The sequence below is a fragment of the Sporosarcina sp. FSL K6-6792 genome (assembly GCF_038004885.1).
GTDB lineage: Bacteria > Bacillota > Bacilli > Bacillales_A > Planococcaceae > Sporosarcina > Sporosarcina psychrophila.
Genome location: NZ_JBBOSA010000001.1, coordinates 650,150 through 664,474, shown reverse-complemented (window position 1 = coordinate 664,474; position 14,325 = coordinate 650,150). Strand labels below are relative to the sequence as shown.

General features: G+C 43.0%; 19 protein-coding genes. All 19 read left to right on the top strand.

The genetic code is table 11. The features are described 5' to 3' along the window. Position 1 precedes the first annotated feature (1 nt). The 19 genes from MKZ26_RS03245 to MKZ26_RS03155 all read left to right on the top strand — a co-directional run bounded on the left by MKZ26_RS03245 (position 2) and on the right by MKZ26_RS03155 (position 14,307). A complete protein-coding gene (locus tag MKZ26_RS03245; protein WP_340764357.1) occupies positions 2-358 on the top strand; it encodes a hypothetical protein in 357 nt (118 codons plus the stop codon). Then, positions 358-756, top strand: coding sequence for an HK97 gp10 family phage protein (locus tag MKZ26_RS03240; protein WP_340740946.1), 399 nt, complete (start codon positions 358-360; stop codon positions 754-756). The genes MKZ26_RS03245 and MKZ26_RS03240 overlap by 1 nt, the downstream gene beginning before the upstream one ends. Continuing rightward, positions 746-1,156, top strand: coding sequence for a phage tail terminator family protein (locus MKZ26_RS03235; protein ID WP_340764355.1), 411 nt, complete (start codon positions 746-748; stop codon positions 1,154-1,156). Before MKZ26_RS03240 ends, MKZ26_RS03235 begins: the two co-directional genes overlap by 11 nt. Continuing rightward, positions 1,149-1,367, top strand: coding sequence for a hypothetical protein (locus tag MKZ26_RS03230; protein WP_340764353.1), 219 nt, complete (start codon positions 1,149-1,151; stop codon positions 1,365-1,367). Before MKZ26_RS03235 ends, MKZ26_RS03230 begins: the two co-directional genes overlap by 8 nt. Further along, positions 1,367-2,677, top strand: a complete 1,311-nt coding sequence (locus tag MKZ26_RS03225; protein ID WP_340764351.1) for a phage tail sheath C-terminal domain-containing protein — start codon at positions 1,367-1,369, stop codon at positions 2,675-2,677. The genes MKZ26_RS03230 and MKZ26_RS03225 overlap by 1 nt, the downstream gene beginning before the upstream one ends. Before the next feature lie 15 nt (positions 2,678-2,692). Next, the gene (locus MKZ26_RS03220; protein ID WP_340740942.1) at positions 2,693-3,157 is read left to right on the top strand and encodes a phage tail tube protein; all 465 of its coding nucleotides are present in this window, start codon (positions 2,693-2,695) and stop codon (positions 3,155-3,157) included. A 35-nt stretch (positions 3,158-3,192) separates the two neighbouring features. Continuing rightward, a complete protein-coding gene (locus tag MKZ26_RS03215) occupies positions 3,193-3,594 on the top strand; it encodes a phage tail assembly chaperone (protein ID WP_340764348.1) in 402 nt (133 codons plus the stop codon). A gap of 253 nt (positions 3,595-3,847) precedes the next feature. Beyond that, the gene (locus MKZ26_RS03210) at positions 3,848-4,402 is read left to right on the top strand and encodes a hypothetical protein (RefSeq protein ID WP_340764347.1); all 555 of its coding nucleotides are present in this window, start codon (positions 3,848-3,850) and stop codon (positions 4,400-4,402) included. Positions 4,403-4,468: 66 nt separating this feature from the next. Further along, positions 4,469-7,564 carry a tape measure protein gene (locus MKZ26_RS03205; protein ID WP_340764346.1) on the top strand — a complete coding sequence of 1,032 codons (3,096 nt, stop codon included), beginning with the start codon at positions 4,469-4,471 and terminating at the stop codon, positions 7,562-7,564. Further along, a complete protein-coding gene (locus MKZ26_RS03200) occupies positions 7,564-8,259 on the top strand; it encodes a LysM peptidoglycan-binding domain-containing protein (RefSeq protein ID WP_340764344.1) in 696 nt (231 codons plus the stop codon). The genes MKZ26_RS03205 and MKZ26_RS03200 overlap by 1 nt, the downstream gene beginning before the upstream one ends. 13 nt (positions 8,260-8,272) lie before the next feature. Continuing rightward, positions 8,273-9,232, top strand: a complete 960-nt coding sequence (locus MKZ26_RS03195) for an XkdQ/YqbQ family protein (protein ID WP_340764343.1) — start codon at positions 8,273-8,275, stop codon at positions 9,230-9,232. Then, complete coding sequence (locus tag MKZ26_RS03190; protein ID WP_340764341.1) at positions 9,229-9,684, top strand: DUF2577 domain-containing protein; 456 nt, start codon at positions 9,229-9,231, stop codon at positions 9,682-9,684. The genes MKZ26_RS03195 and MKZ26_RS03190 overlap by 4 nt, the downstream gene beginning before the upstream one ends. Then, a complete protein-coding gene (locus MKZ26_RS03185; protein WP_340764339.1) occupies positions 9,660-10,079 on the top strand; it encodes a DUF2634 domain-containing protein in 420 nt (139 codons plus the stop codon). Before MKZ26_RS03190 ends, MKZ26_RS03185 begins: the two co-directional genes overlap by 25 nt. Further along, positions 10,066-11,139, top strand: a complete 1,074-nt coding sequence (locus MKZ26_RS03180) for a baseplate J/gp47 family protein (protein WP_340764338.1) — start codon at positions 10,066-10,068, stop codon at positions 11,137-11,139. Before MKZ26_RS03185 ends, MKZ26_RS03180 begins: the two co-directional genes overlap by 14 nt. Further along, positions 11,132-12,148 (top strand): putative phage tail protein, encoded by a 1,017-nt coding sequence (locus tag MKZ26_RS03175; protein ID WP_340764336.1) that lies wholly within the window; start codon positions 11,132-11,134, stop codon positions 12,146-12,148. Before MKZ26_RS03180 ends, MKZ26_RS03175 begins: the two co-directional genes overlap by 8 nt. Beyond that, complete coding sequence (locus MKZ26_RS03170) at positions 12,148-12,285, top strand: hypothetical protein (protein ID WP_340764334.1); 138 nt, start codon at positions 12,148-12,150, stop codon at positions 12,283-12,285. Before MKZ26_RS03175 ends, MKZ26_RS03170 begins: the two co-directional genes overlap by 1 nt. Beyond that, entirely contained in the window at positions 12,239-12,622 is a 384-nt protein-coding gene (locus MKZ26_RS03165) for a hypothetical protein (RefSeq protein ID WP_340764333.1), read from the top strand. The genes MKZ26_RS03170 and MKZ26_RS03165 overlap by 47 nt, the downstream gene beginning before the upstream one ends. 15 nt (positions 12,623-12,637) lie before the next feature. After that, a complete protein-coding gene (locus MKZ26_RS03160; RefSeq protein WP_340764331.1) occupies positions 12,638-13,249 on the top strand; it encodes a hypothetical protein in 612 nt (203 codons plus the stop codon). A gap of 2 nt (positions 13,250-13,251) precedes the next feature. Next, positions 13,252-14,307 (top strand): hypothetical protein, encoded by a 1,056-nt coding sequence (locus tag MKZ26_RS03155; RefSeq protein ID WP_340764328.1) that lies wholly within the window; start codon positions 13,252-13,254, stop codon positions 14,305-14,307. Positions 14,308-14,325: the final 18 nt, after the last annotated feature.

Below are 14,325 nucleotides of genomic sequence, written 5' to 3'. Positions count from 1 at the left end.
CGTGAACATCCGTAATATCATGGCAAAGGCGACTGCTGCAGTTGAATTTATGTATGACAAAACGGCTACTATTGAACGCTTTGAAGAATATGTGAAACCTAATGGCGCGGACGGTACGAGGTGGGTAACGGTTCACGCAGACCTTCCTTGTCGCTTATCATCCTCGACGCTCAACAACGCCTTACAGGGCGATGCGAACGTTATTCAATATGACGTGAAGTTATTCCTTTCGAGCGGCTTCAAAGTGCTGGCGGGGGACGTAGTTACAGTTGATGGCATGAAATATGAATCTGCAAAAGAACCATTCGTTTATGTATCCCACCAGGAAGTATTGCTAATCCGTAAGGGGTATGCGTGATGGGTTTTGAATTTAGCGAAATGAAGTTAATGAAGCAAAACCTAATCGAGTTAAACAAGATGTCTCACGTCATCCATTTAAAAGTCGCCAAACGCGTCGCTCAATTGGCTATCCGAAAAGTAAAGAAAATGACGCCTGTAGACACTGGCGATTTACGCAACAACTGGAAATACCACATTGTGAAAAAGGGTGATACCTACACAATCCTTATTTACAACCAACTCAATTACGCTTCGTGGATTGAAAACGGACACCGGATAGTAATTGCCGGTAAAACGGTAGGCTGGGTTGAAGGTAAATTCATGCTGAAGCTAACAAAAGATGAGATGGACCGTATCGCCCCGAATATGTGGAAAATGGAAGTTGAAAAAGAAATGAGGCGAATCTTTGGTAGCTAATTTGAAATCCCTCATTATCCAACAGATAAAAGCGGTCTTCGGGCCACTAAAAGTATATGACGAACCGATTAAGCAGGGGCTGAAAACTCCTGCTTTTTTGGTACTCATTTTTAACAACGAACATGAACGGCAACTCGGTAAAAGCTCCAAGAGAACGTATTCCATCAACGTCACTTACTTTCCCGACACGGCTGATAAGCGTAGTGAGTGCGACCAGGTACTCGAGACGTTCCAAGACGAGTTTAGATATATCGACAATCGATACCACGTCCACAAAGTCGTGGGTGAAGTTGTAGACGAGGTACTTGTCATTACGTTCGATGTGAAAGTGTTATTGAAAGAATTGGAACAAGGAACTTTGATGCAAAGATTGCAATTTGGGGGTGTCATAAATGTCTAAAGCAAAAGAAGGAAAGCCGCAACAACAGAAATATAGCAAATCTGCATTTGTGGAAGCTGCAGAAGAAAGTAAAGAAAGGTTGATTCTGCAGGTCATTCTTGCTGATAACAAAACGTACACGAAAGATGAAGTCGCAAAATTGGTCGAGGCGTGGAAATCAAAGAAGGTCAACGCAAAGGTCGAGAAAGAAAAAAAGGAGGTTAAAGCATAATGGCGGGTGGAAATTGGGAAACACAAAATAAAGATTTATCAGGCGCGTATATCAATTTCGAGACTGATAGTTTAGCCGTTTCCGGACTGGATTCAAGAGGTGCCGAAGTAATTCCTTTAACGCTCGACTGGGGAAAAGTCGGCGAGTTTATCAAAGTTTCTCCGGATACAAAATTTGAAGAAACGTTCGGTAAAGACCTCAAAGATTTGAAAAAAATTAGAGAAGCTTTCAAAGGGACTGGCAATGTCATCGTTTATAACTTGAATGGTGAAGGTGACAAGGCGACGGCTACTAGCGGAACATTCGTGGCAACAGCAGTCCATGGTGGCGAAGACGGGAACAAGTTGTCTGTAACGGTTGCGATTGGTCTGAGTGGTAACGCAACAGTCAGAACGTTCTTCAGAGGTGCCCGCGTTGATTCGCAAGTTGTTGAAACAACGCAAGAGTTAGTGGCAAACCCTTACGTCTCATTCAGTGGTGAATTACCGGATGCGGATGCAACCCTAACACTTAAGGATGGGACCACGCTCACGGCGATGAATGATTCGTATGCAACATTTGCGGCTGGCCTTGATTCACAGATATTCAAAACGATTGCAATTGGAACCGATGACGAATCTGTCAAGTTGCTTCTGTCATTGAAAGTAAAACAGTGGCGCGAAAATGAGGGTAAAAACGTAGCGCTTATCACGAATGATTATAACGATGCTGATCATGAAGGTGTCATATCTATCAAGAACGGTGTTTACGTGGGGGAAGAATTTATTTCCGCGAAAGATGCTGTGTATTGGTATGGAGCAGCTTATGCAAACGCAATTACAAACTCCCTTACTTATGCGGAGTACCCGGGTGCCACTGACGTTGAACGCCTCCCGCATGAGGATATCGTGAAAGCCAAAAGAGAAGGACATGTTGTATTCATTTATGACCAAGGTGAAGACGGTTTGGACCGTATGGTTGTTGAGTCAGACATCAACACGTTCCGTTCATTTACACCGAAGAAGAATCAGGACTACCGAAAAGGGCTGATTGTGCGGCAAATGGACATCATGGGCAACAACATCAAACACATCTATTCTCGGAACTTTATCGGAAAAGTGAAAAACTACGGTAACGGAAGGAACTTGTTTAAAGGATCCATCATGAAAGAGGTACTGGACAGACTGGTGCAACAAGAAGCGATTGAACCCTATGATCCGGAAGAAATCGTGATTCGCGAGGGTGACACGAAAGATTCCGTATTTGTGATATTGGGCGTTAAGTTCATCGATGCCATGGAAAAACTCTACGTGATTGCGAAATGTAAATAATGGGGGGTGTAATGAATGACTAGAACTGTAGAAAACAATGATCCGATTAGTGCTAAAGAGGGCATGGTTTACATTACTATCGAGGGTAAAATTTATGAATATGCTGAGCTATTAAAGTTTGAAGCAAATGTTAAATATACAAAAGCGGACGTGAAAGCAATTGGGAAACGGATGAAAGGCGGTAAAATTGTCGGGGCAGAGGGTACAGGCTCTATGACTGTCTATTACCACCGTCCCGAGATGCGTGAAATGGCGCTTGAATATGTTCGGACTGGTAAATCTCCGATATTCGATGCTCAAGTGGTCAACTCGGATGCGGCGAGTAGCGCAGGAACTCAAACGGCTTTACTTAAAAACATCGTGCCTGATGGGGCTGTTATCGCAATGCTAGACGGTGAATCAGACGATCTATTGAAAGAGGACATCGACTTTACGTTCGATGACTTCGACTTCCTTGAACGCTTTAAAGCAATTGCATAAAAAACTAAAACAACTAATTGGGGGAATATACTACTATGAGTAAAATGAATTCGTTTTTAAAAGGTAATGTAAAGCAAGCGGAAAACGTTTCTTTACCACTTGATCGATTTGAAGAGGCTATAATTTTGCGACCGTTGCCGTCTGGAGAGTCGGATATAATCAATGATCGTTGTTTCGTGAACAAACCTGGACGAAAAGGTAAACAGGAACGAGTTTTTGATGTCGTTAAATTCAACCGAGGAATCAGTGTTGCGTCCTTTATATTCCCAGACTTGAACGATGCGGAATTACAAGAATCATACGGCGCACGTGGAGCTGAGGATCTTTATTCGAAAATGTTTCTGCTTGGGGAAGCGAATCACATCCTTGGTAAAGTAACGGAAATCAGTGAGATTGAACAAGACATTAACGAGGATATCGAAGAAGCAAAAAACTAATAGAGGGGGCGGATGATGAAGCGGCTGATTCAGATGCCGTTTTTTATCATTTCGCCCTCCACAATTTCTATTGGGAGCCTGCAAAATGGCAAAGCCTAGAACGTAGGGAAAAGGCACTTGTGATTGCAAGTATCAAAGTTGAATTGAAGCGTCGTAAGAAAGAGCAGGCGGCGATTAATAGCAAGTAATGACTTTAATTCTGTAGTCCTATATGATTGGATTATATCTAAATAATCGTATAGGGGGAATTGCTGTGGGGACGTTAATTACAGTGGCTCTATTATTGGCTTTTATTATTTTTTGTGTATTTATGGCCGTCAAATCGAGTAAGTCAATAAAAGCGAAAAGGTTGATCCATTTAAGGAAGATGGGGGAATTAAATGCTAAAGAGCACGGATTACTTAAACACGTTGTAGGACTCCCGTTACCCGAGAATGTTATTTGTGACGTATATTATCGCGAAGATAAAATAACGATCGAAGGTGGAGGATCTATATTTAATCTGAGTTTCTCAAAGATTAATGATATGGTGCTTACAACTGACGTAGAAATACAAAAAGCATATGTAAGCAGTGCTGGCGGAGCGGTGGCTGGAGGTATGATATTCGGTCCACTCGGGGCTATAGTTGGTGGGAGATCTAAACAGAAGGAAACAAAAACGACAACCAAATTCTTAGTTATAACATACGCGAAAGATGATGGCTTAGAATATATCAGCTTCGACGTTACGAACGACTTCAGAGTGGGTAAAATGGTTAAATTATTTAAACAACTACCACAAAACCATAGGTCAGAAATTGATTTATAATATTTTTTTGAGGAAAGCACTCGTAAGTTGAGTGCTTTTTCTTATGGAGAAAAGGCGGTGAAGTAAATGGCAGGAGCCCAAACCAGTATGACTTTAGCGGATCGCATGTCGGGCCCACTCATAAAAATGATGAAGGCAATGGACAGCACGATACGCGTTATGGAAAAGATGGATCAAGCCGCGAATAATATTGACACGAAAGGACTTGCGAAAGCGAGGAGTTCGATAGATTCTGCGTCAGCTGATATGCAACGTTTGATATCAACCTCAAGTAACGCTACTGCCGCGGCTGCGTCCGTTACGCGAGGCTTGAGTGGAATGGGTGGTGATACATCCGGCTTAGCCGTTATGAACGCGGCTTTGTGGGGTACTACGGGTGCTATCGAAAAACTTAATTCCATGGTTATCACGCCACCAAAAATTCGGTCGATTAGCGGTTCTGATATAACTAATCAAATATCGAAGGTTGCGGATTCAGCTCTTGTCGCATCAGAAGCATTCAACACGTTAAATGCTTCTATAACGGCATCTGGTTCAAGTGCTAATTTCGGTCCTGATATCTCTGCATTGTCAACGATGTCTTCTACAGCTGATGGTGCTGCCAAATCTCTAGTAGCTTTCGGCTCAGCATCGACCACTGCAGCGAGCGGAGTAGTTGATGTATTGTCACAGACAAGTCAGTTAAGCAGTACGATGGATCAAGCTGCAGGGGCGACGGATAATTTATCGAGCGCCGGGGATGATTTAAGTGGATCTACTAACAGTATCTCGGTAGAGCAAGAGGATCTAAACGGTAGAATAATAGATGGAACAAGCAACTTGCAAGAATATGTGGTAGCGGTTCTTGCTGCTGTAGGAGCTTATAAAGCGTTCAGTGCAGCTAAGACTTTTATCCAAGATATATTCTCAAAAGGGATCGAATTCCACGCATTCAAGCAAGCATCCGAAGTGGCTTTCACGACATTTCTGGGCGACGCGAAAATTGCCAAGCAATATATGGCAGATATGCTTACATTTGCACAAACCACGCCATTCGCTTATCCGGACTTGCTTGAGTCCAGTCGTAACTTGATTGCGTTCGGCGTCGAGGCGAAGAATACATTCCCAATCATGCAAGCTATCGGTGATGCTACAGCGGCTATCGGTGGGGGAGCCCAAGAGATGATGGAAATGGCTGACGTGTTTGGCCAAATTCAGGCACAAGGTAAGCTTACAGCCATGGAAGTAAATCGATTAGGGTCCAAAGGGATCAATGCCATTCAGATGTTGGCTGACGCGTCCGGCGTGACGGCTGAGGCCATGAAGAAGCAGATTTCCTCCGGTGCGGTAGGTGCAGGAGAAGCCATATCCGTCCTTGTTGAAGGGATGAATAAGAAGTTCGGCGGTTTAATGGCAGGTGTTAAGGGTACGTGGGCAGGCTCTATTGACTCGATGAAATCCGCATCCCGTAACGCGGGAGTAGCGATGATGGAAGATTTCATGGTACTGGATGGTCCTTTAGTTAATCTCGTGAATAACTTTACTGGAGTTCTCAAAAAGTTACCTCAGTATGTAGGTCCGGCAGTTGCAGCGTTTTTACCCTTAATAGCGATGATCAATGAAGCTTTTTCGGCAGGGAAATTTGATGCGTTTTTTGCTACTATTGGTGCAGGTTTAACAACTACCGCAAATATCGTGGCAGGACTAGCAATGAGTATGATCTGGATTCTTACAGAAATCAGCGCGTTAGGGAGCATGATTGCCGATAATTGGAATACGATTGGTCCCGTTATCACAATAGCAGCAGCTGCACTAGCGACATATCTCTTTTTATTGGTAGCATTCAGAACTGCGGCATTACTTGCGGCGGGAGCTAACGCTATTCTTTCCTTTCAAACAGCGGCAGCTGGTGCGGCCGCGATGTTTGCAACTGGTAGTACTATTGCACAAACAGTAGCACAACATGGTTTGAATGCAGCTATATACGCCTTTCCTGGAACTTGGATTCTTTTAGCATTCGTTGCAGTCATTGCACTTGTCATCTTCGCAATGATCCAATGGGCAGATCAAACGGCGGCGGTATTTGGCGCAATCGTCGGTGGTATCTACTGGCTTGGTGCGGCGTTTACAAATATAATGTTGGGAATCGGAAACTTCGGAATCATGGTTGTAGAGTGGCTTGTGAATACGTGGAACCAAGGTATGTACTTTATTCAAATGGCTTGGATGGGCCTTAATTTGATGGTCCGCATAGTGTTAGATGCCATCGGGAATGTGGTGCTCAAAACAGTTGAATGGATCATGAATGCATGGAATGACGGGCTATTCGGTGTGCAGACCGCATTCCATAAAATGGCTTCATTTGTTCTCACCATCATGAGCGGAGTTGCGAGCGGCGTTGTCGGAACCGTAAATAACGCTTTAGGTGCTATTTCAGACCTCATTAATGGAGCGGTTTCAGGCATCAACTCATTCATCGGTCTATTGAATGGTGTGCTTGGCACGGACCTCAGTACAGTCGGAACAGTTGATTTGAAGATGGGTAATGGGGTATCAAAATTCATCGACAATATGAAATCTGATCTATCGGCACCGGTGAGAGCCGAGAAAGCGAATTTAGGTAGGATGGATACGGCGGGTGACTATGCTAAAAACATAGAAATGCCATCAGCTCCTGCCGCGAAATCGTTCGAAAGGTTGGAATACACAAGCCTAGGCGATGCATTCGACAGAGGGAATGCAGCTGGTGCAAGTATGTCAATGGCGGCGAGTGACAAACTTGCAGGCGCAATCGAAAAAGTAACAGGTCTCGTTAAAGGTAATAAGGATGGGAAAGACGGTCCACCAAGTGCCAGCGATTTTCCTCTCGGAGATTTAGCAGGCATGAATGATCCTTTGGGTGGCGGTGCTGACAAACTTGCGAAAAAGAAAAACCCAACAGGCGGTAAGCTTGATAAAGTCGGTAAGATTGAAAAGGATATAAATATTGCGGACGAGGATATCAAGATGTTGCGTGATTTAGCTGAAATCAAGTCGATTCAACAAACTATCACACTTACTCCACAAGTATCCTTTGGCGATATGACAATCCGTGAAGATGCAGATATTCCTAAAATCATTCGTGCCATCGAGAAATATGTGCGGGATGAAATGTCTCGAAGTGCGGAAGGGGTGTATACGTAATGCGCGGAATTTATTTCAGCGTGAAAAACGATACAGAAGGCTTTCGTCTTCCGGTAAACCCTGAAACGGTGGAAGTAGTCAATAAAGGCAGTGGCGAGGTGTATGATATCGCTAAACTCGGCAACGTCAATGTCCCAAAAAACATTGAGTTGACAGAGTTCCCGATTGAAACATTCTTTCCTGCTCAGGACTACCACTTCCTAGTTGCTCCTTTTATGCCACCGGATTTCTACATTCAGAAGCTCAAAAAATGGATGGAAGAAAAGTTACCTGTTCGTTACATATACGTGAACGGGTCTTTTGCGATCAATGAACTTGTGACAATTGAGTCCTTTCCATACAACGAATCATATGGTGGCGACGATGTGAACTTTTCGTTGTCTCTTAAAAAGTATGTTCCTTTCGGGCCAAAGAAAATGACGGTTGTGAAAAAGCCTGTCATGGTAGCTTCAACAACAGCTCCTAAAGCGGCACCGAAACCAGCGGTTGTAAAGAAGGCGACACCACCGAGGCAGAACGAGAAAGTTACACCGAAAACATATTCACTCATTAAAGGTGATAGCTTATGGAAAGTAGCGCAAAAGTTCTTAGGCGACGGTAATCGTTACCCGGAAATCGCAAAGTTGAACGGAATTAAAGCTAGTGATTATAGAAAACTACCGATTGGTTTGAAAGTTAAACTACCACCGAAATGAGAGGTGGCTGCATATGGAAGTATTAATTGATAATAAAGATGGTGTGGTTTGGGATATGCCTGTTTCGTCTATCGAATGGAAGACAGAACGAATCGGTAAAGCGGGTACTCTTGATGCGAAACTTGTCATTGAGGATCCGCTAAAGTATCCAATTAATAATGGCTCTATTATTCGCGTAATGGACGGAAAACAGAAGGTGTTCTATGGTTACGTATTCGAAGGTGGGTACACACGAAGTGGTGAAGTGTCCGTTAAAGCTTTTGACCAACTTCGCTATATGATGTCAAATGACACCTTCGTTATCAAATCCACAACTGCATCGGTTGCAATCAAAAAGATCGCGACTGATTTAGGGCTGAAAGTCGGCGTGTTCGAGGATACGGGTTATACGGTTCCTGGCATCGTTGAGGATGATAAAAAGGCACTTGACGTGGCTTTGAAGTTTCTCGATTCTACACTGATTGCGACGAACCGAAACTTCGTTTTATTTGATGACTTTGGAGCCTTATCCCTTAAAAATATAAAAAATATGATGATTAAAGCAGATGACTTCTACATTGGAGAAGATAGTCTGCTTTTTGATTTTGATTACAATAAATCGATTGATAAAGAAACATATAACCGGATTAAACTGGTTCACGATGATGAGAAAAAGAGTAAACGAGAAGTCTATATTGCGCAAGATAGCGGGAGCATGGCTAAGTTTGGCCGTTTGCAAGAGTTTCGTAAAGTCGATGAGAACATGAAGCCCGCGCAAATTAAAGAACTTGCGGAACGGATGCTCAAACTTCGGAACCGTGAAACAAAAACACTTGATTTAGATTGCTTGGGTGACTGGCGGATACGAGCAGGAAGCTTTGTCTATATCTACATCGAAAAGATTGGCATAAGCGAATATTTCCTTGTTGATGAATGCACCCATACATGGGCAGGTGGTTTACACGTGATGAATTTGGGGGTGAAAGTGATATGAGTCTAGTAGATATGATGAAGGAAGCGGCGCTGGACGTCATCGGGACGACAAACCCGGTCACCTGGACGTATGGAACCGTTGTAAAAACAAAACCTCTTGAAATATATGTCCATGCAAAACTAACACTTATAGAAGAGTTTCTTGACGTCGCTGAATCACTTACACGTCATGACCGCATCGTTTCAATAGACTACGAATACCCGAAGAAGTGGGGGAAGAAAGATATCGGTGATGAATCAAAAGATGCTACTTCATCCCGTGCGGATATCGGTTCCGCTCCTTCGATTGACTATGAAAATTATAATATGAAATATGTAAAACTTACATTTGAAGACGGTTTGAAAATTAACGATAAAGTAATCCTCGTAAGAATGCAGGGTGGCCGTAAGTTTTTAGTTGCGGATAGGTATAAGGAGGGGAAAGATATATGGTCTTACCCATCGGAGAAATAACTGTTTTAGAAGATATGGAAGTCATTGATACCGCTCAGCTTCCTACAAGGACGTATCAACTAGACTTCAAGCGTGGACGATGTACAGGGATGATTGACGGACTGAAAGCAATGGAGCAAGCCGTTTTTAAGGTGCTGCAGACGAAACGTTTTGGTCACCTGATTCACTCAGATGATTATGGATTCGAAGGCATGATTGGGCGCGATCAACTTTTTGTTCGTGGCGAATTACCGCGACGGATTAAAGAGGCTTTGTTACAAGATGAACGGATTGTTACGTTGGAGAATTTCCGGTTGGAATTTGAAAAGGATGTTGCCTATGTATCGTTTTCATGCCCTACGCTTTACGGTGACGTCGTTGTCTTGAGAGAGGTGATTGACTATGCACGAACATAAAACAGTTGCGTTGCTCCGTGATCAGGCACTTGATGAAGTTGCAGACGATGTTGATAAGCGCGAGGGTGCCATAATCTTCGATTCGACAGCGGCTGTCGCTGTTCCAATGGCTGAAATGTATTCGGTTATCGACCTGGTAATGCGGCTCACATTTGCTGATTCATCTGATGGCGAATACCTTGAAAGGCGTATCGCAGAACATGGCGTCTACAAGAAAGCGGCGTCCAGAGCCGTGCGGAAAGGTATCTTTATCGGAACAGATGAACGTCCTTTTAACGCGCCAATTGGTTCGCGTTTCGGTCTAAATAGTCTTACCTATGAAGTGATTGAAAAGATCGTAGACGGTGAGTATCGGTTGAGTTCGGAAGCGTTTGGCATTATCGGAAATCAAGATTACGGGGAGCTATTGCCGACTGAACCACTTGATAACTTAGGGAGCGCGACACTAACTGATGTACTCGTGCCTGGTGAAGACGAAGAGACGGATGAATCACTGTACGCTAAATACTTGGACCATATCAATGAGCCTGCTTTTGGTGGAAATAGAGCTGATTACAAAAGAAAGATCATGGACATTCAAGGTGTGGGAGGCGTTCAATTATTCCGCGCACCTTTTGGTGGAGGGACAGTTCGCGCCGTGATTATCGATTCTACTTTTAATGTGCCTACTCCTGAAACGGTTGCATTTGTGCAAAGTAAAATAGATCCCATTGAAGCTCAAGGGGACGGACTCGGCACAGCGCCTATAGGCCATATCGTGACGATTGAGGCGGTTGAATCAGTTGTGGTAGATATTGAAGCCACTCTTGCATTGGTTGGTGTCACACTAGGTCAAATCGAACCGCTAGTCGTTGAAATCATAGACGAATACCTGGCGGAAGTTCGGCGCGAATGGATTAAAGGGCTTCCTCTTATTTTGCGAATCAGTCATTTAGAATCTCGCATCTTAGCGCTAGAAGGCGTGCAGGACATTGTAGGAACCACATTTAACGGGTCACCTTCGAATCTTACGCTACCGCACGAAATCCCGAATAAAGGGAGTGTGGTGCTGAATGAATAGGGTGATGGATGAATTACCCGCTTATTATCGAGACATCAAGGAATTTCAAGAACTGACTAGGGTACAGTCGAAGCATCTGGATCATTTGGATGGAGCGATACAACAATTCGAGGACGATCAATTTATTCTAACGTCAAGTGAACCCGCTATTTATCGGCGTGAAAAAGAATTTCAAATACTGCCGGATAGGACGACTGAAACGCTTGAATTTCGAAAGAAACGACTGCTTACACGTATGCAGAGTAATCCTCCTTATACGTTACGGTATTTGCATAGGCTTTTGGCGAACTTATTGGGCGAGAACAAACATTCAATCGAATTGGACGTTGTGAAATATCAACTTAAAGTGGCAGTAGATATGGAGGAAGATTTGTACTTTAAAGAAGTATTGTCAACGCTCGATCGAGTGGTTCCGCTAAATATAGGTATTTCGGCATCGCTAAAAGCAAAAGCGTTATTAATGCAAAGTATTATCAACGCTATACTGGTTTTTGTGAAAATAAACACTACGTCAAATCCGTGGGAACACGCCGGAACTGGTGAAGGCGATGGAAACGAAAAAATCCTCCTTGACGGGAAGTATTCACTAGATGGCAATCGGTTATTAAACAGTTTCATCAAATCGGGCGGACCCGGCTATCGAGCAGATATTCGTCTAGCGATGAAAGTCTTTCATGATTTCGGAATCCACGAGGTCAACCTATTACCTGCGCTTGATGGTGAATTTAATCTCAACGGAGAAATTAAACTGCAAAATGAGGCGCAATTAGTAAGAATGGTAGCTCTACAAGAAGCGAAACTACGATATAAACAGCGTGAAGTTATAAAAATTAAACCAAAACTAGACGCACCAATGTTATGTGCAGGTAAGTCCATTAGTGGAGTTATCTCTATGAATGGACAAACTACTTTAAATGGTTCTATAAATCTTGACCAAGCCCTATTTGAACATAGCGGCTTATTTCGCACGAAGAAGGCCGGTCAAATTGTCGAGGAGGTAGCTATCTAATGGAAATCAATAACGAACCATTTTTTCAATCGGAGTTACGGGTCATAAAGAATGGCAAACTCATAGAAACAGAGAGGGGGGAAGTGAAGGATGGCAAACGCAATAACGACAACAAAGGCGAGAGAGAAATTCGCTAAAGCGCACGGAGGAGTAGCGCCATTACCAGCCATTATTCAAGTGGGATGGGGAACAGGTGGACACGACCCCATGACGAGACTACCAATTGTACCAACGGCTGATTTGAATGTCATTCCAGGTGAGCTCATTCGCAAAGACATAAATGGCGTTGAGTTCCCAGTCCCCACAACATTACGTATGTTTGTGGATTTAAACTTTTTGGAAAGTGGCGATAATGATATATCCTGCTGTGGTCTGTACGATACTGACGGTGATTTAGTCGCTTGGAAAACGTTCAAGCCCAAAGGTATGGATGATGAAACTACGCTAGAAATCGATTGGGATGAACAGTTTTAAAGGGAGGTTTAATAGATGGCAGATCATACGATTAATCCGGATGATTATAGTGAACTTTTAAGAGAATTACGGACAACAGATCCAGCACACGCGGATATATTTAACCCGCTTTTTAACCGTTTAATTAATAACGATGCGTTTATCAAGGCGTTGCTCGAGCGCAAAGTACAAGAACATACCCATAGCGGTGCAGATGGAGATGGGGAAAAGATACCGTTTTCCAACATTGAGATACCTACAGGAGAAGGGGGCATCGTTACTGACAAGGATTTAGCCCATCATATCAACGAACGTAATCCACATGGTACAAGACCTTCCGATATGGGTGCTGCATCTGCGCAAGAGTTTACGACGCATTTGGCGGATTATGTGGAGTTTAAAGAGGAATCGACTACCTTCAAAACTATAAAATTTGGCAAAGATGCAGAAGGCATATTCACCACAATTGAACGTCGTAGGAAAGCGGCTAACACTTTAATTAGTAAGTCTGTATTAAGCGGTGGTACAAGCCCTTTGTATACTAATAGGACAGTTACTTATTATGAATCTAACGGCACCACTGTTAAGAATACCTATACGTATGCACTAACTTATGATGCTGATGGCGTATTAGTAAGTGAGGTGTAAGCATGATTGATATTAGAGAGCATGGCGGGAGTTTCGGCAACGGAAAATACAAACCTAATGACGTTTTATCGTTGATAGACCTTGGGGTTATAACGCAAATAGAAAGCGTGCCATTTGTAAAGGGGAATCAGTGGCGAATTGATGGGTTTGCCTGGGATCCTATTGCAAATGAAGCGTTCATCTGTGGGTATAGTACGGCAACTGGCTATAACTATATAAATAAAATAGGTTGGAATCCTACAAATCTCAATTATTTTGCAGTGTGGGAAGTGCAGCCTGGAGGTACGGATGCGGCTGCTAAACCTTTCGGTATGGTTTTACCGCATGGCGGGGAATTCTTTTACAGTAATGATAAAAGTTCTGGAGCCTTCGCTTTTTCCAAACATAAGCGTTCTGACGGCGCTTATGTATCTAGGTTAATCGACGGAACCTTTAAAACATTAACTTTAGCGGTTTTAAGCGACGACCAACAATATATATATGGATTCCAAGGGAGCGTGCTATATAAGCTTGACCTGGACTTGAATATAGTCTTGAAAGTCGCAATTACACACGGATTTTTCAATCAAGCTTATATTTTAAAGGGAAGGTATTTTATAATGCGCGGAAGTTTAGGTCCTTTAGTTATATATGACATTGAAACAGGCGCCGTAGTACAGTCCGCAACGAGTGGAGACGCAAATGGTATTGGTGGAACTTGTGTTATTCGTGATGGTGTACTGTATGTAGCAAGTGGAGGGGACATATTGTCCGTAAATATGAATAATGCAGCAACTATTTTAAAAGTCAATCAAGGTGTAGTTATGAGTAACGTGTATGAGTTAGAAAAAGGGGGACAAGTGGCAATACAAAAAATCGGGGTACCTTACTACATCAATCTTACAAACTTTGCGCTTACGAAAATACCCTGGGCGCAAGCTAATAACAGTGTTATTTCTAGCCAAAACCTTATGTATAGTAAGTCAGGTAAATTGACTGACATGTTTTGGAGTGGAACTCAACTCGGGAATCAAATGTTTCAAATAGGGAAAACTACTGTAGCTATCTTGTTAAAATAACTAATAAAGGGGATTAAT

Coding starts and splice junctions, on each gene's coding strand:
- MKZ26_RS03240 (WP_340740946.1), top strand. CDS start 358: ATGGGTTTTGAATTTAGCGAAATGAAGTTAATGAAGCAAAACCTAATC.
- MKZ26_RS03230 (WP_340764353.1), top strand. CDS start 1,149: ATGTCTAAAGCAAAAGAAGGAAAGCCGCAACAACAGAAATATAGCAAA.
- MKZ26_RS03225 (WP_340764351.1), top strand. CDS start 1,367: ATGGCGGGTGGAAATTGGGAAACACAAAATAAAGATTTATCAGGCGCG.
- MKZ26_RS03220 (WP_340740942.1), top strand. CDS start 2,693: ATGACTAGAACTGTAGAAAACAATGATCCGATTAGTGCTAAAGAGGGC.
- MKZ26_RS03215 (WP_340764348.1), top strand. CDS start 3,193: ATGAGTAAAATGAATTCGTTTTTAAAAGGTAATGTAAAGCAAGCGGAA.
- MKZ26_RS03205 (WP_340764346.1), top strand. CDS start 4,469: ATGGCAGGAGCCCAAACCAGTATGACTTTAGCGGATCGCATGTCGGGC.
- MKZ26_RS03200 (WP_340764344.1), top strand. CDS start 7,564: ATGCGCGGAATTTATTTCAGCGTGAAAAACGATACAGAAGGCTTTCGT.
- MKZ26_RS03195 (WP_340764343.1), top strand. CDS start 8,273: ATGGAAGTATTAATTGATAATAAAGATGGTGTGGTTTGGGATATGCCT.
- MKZ26_RS03190 (WP_340764341.1), top strand. CDS start 9,229: ATGAGTCTAGTAGATATGATGAAGGAAGCGGCGCTGGACGTCATCGGG.
- MKZ26_RS03185 (WP_340764339.1), top strand. CDS start 9,660: ATGGTCTTACCCATCGGAGAAATAACTGTTTTAGAAGATATGGAAGTC.
- MKZ26_RS03180 (WP_340764338.1), top strand. CDS start 10,066: ATGCACGAACATAAAACAGTTGCGTTGCTCCGTGATCAGGCACTTGAT.
- MKZ26_RS03175 (WP_340764336.1), top strand. CDS start 11,132: ATGAATAGGGTGATGGATGAATTACCCGCTTATTATCGAGACATCAAG.
- MKZ26_RS03170 (WP_340764334.1), top strand. CDS start 12,148: ATGGAAATCAATAACGAACCATTTTTTCAATCGGAGTTACGGGTCATA.
- MKZ26_RS03165 (WP_340764333.1), top strand. CDS start 12,239: ATGGCAAACGCAATAACGACAACAAAGGCGAGAGAGAAATTCGCTAAA.
- MKZ26_RS03160 (WP_340764331.1), top strand. CDS start 12,638: ATGGCAGATCATACGATTAATCCGGATGATTATAGTGAACTTTTAAGA.
- MKZ26_RS03155 (WP_340764328.1), top strand. CDS start 13,252: ATGATTGATATTAGAGAGCATGGCGGGAGTTTCGGCAACGGAAAATAC.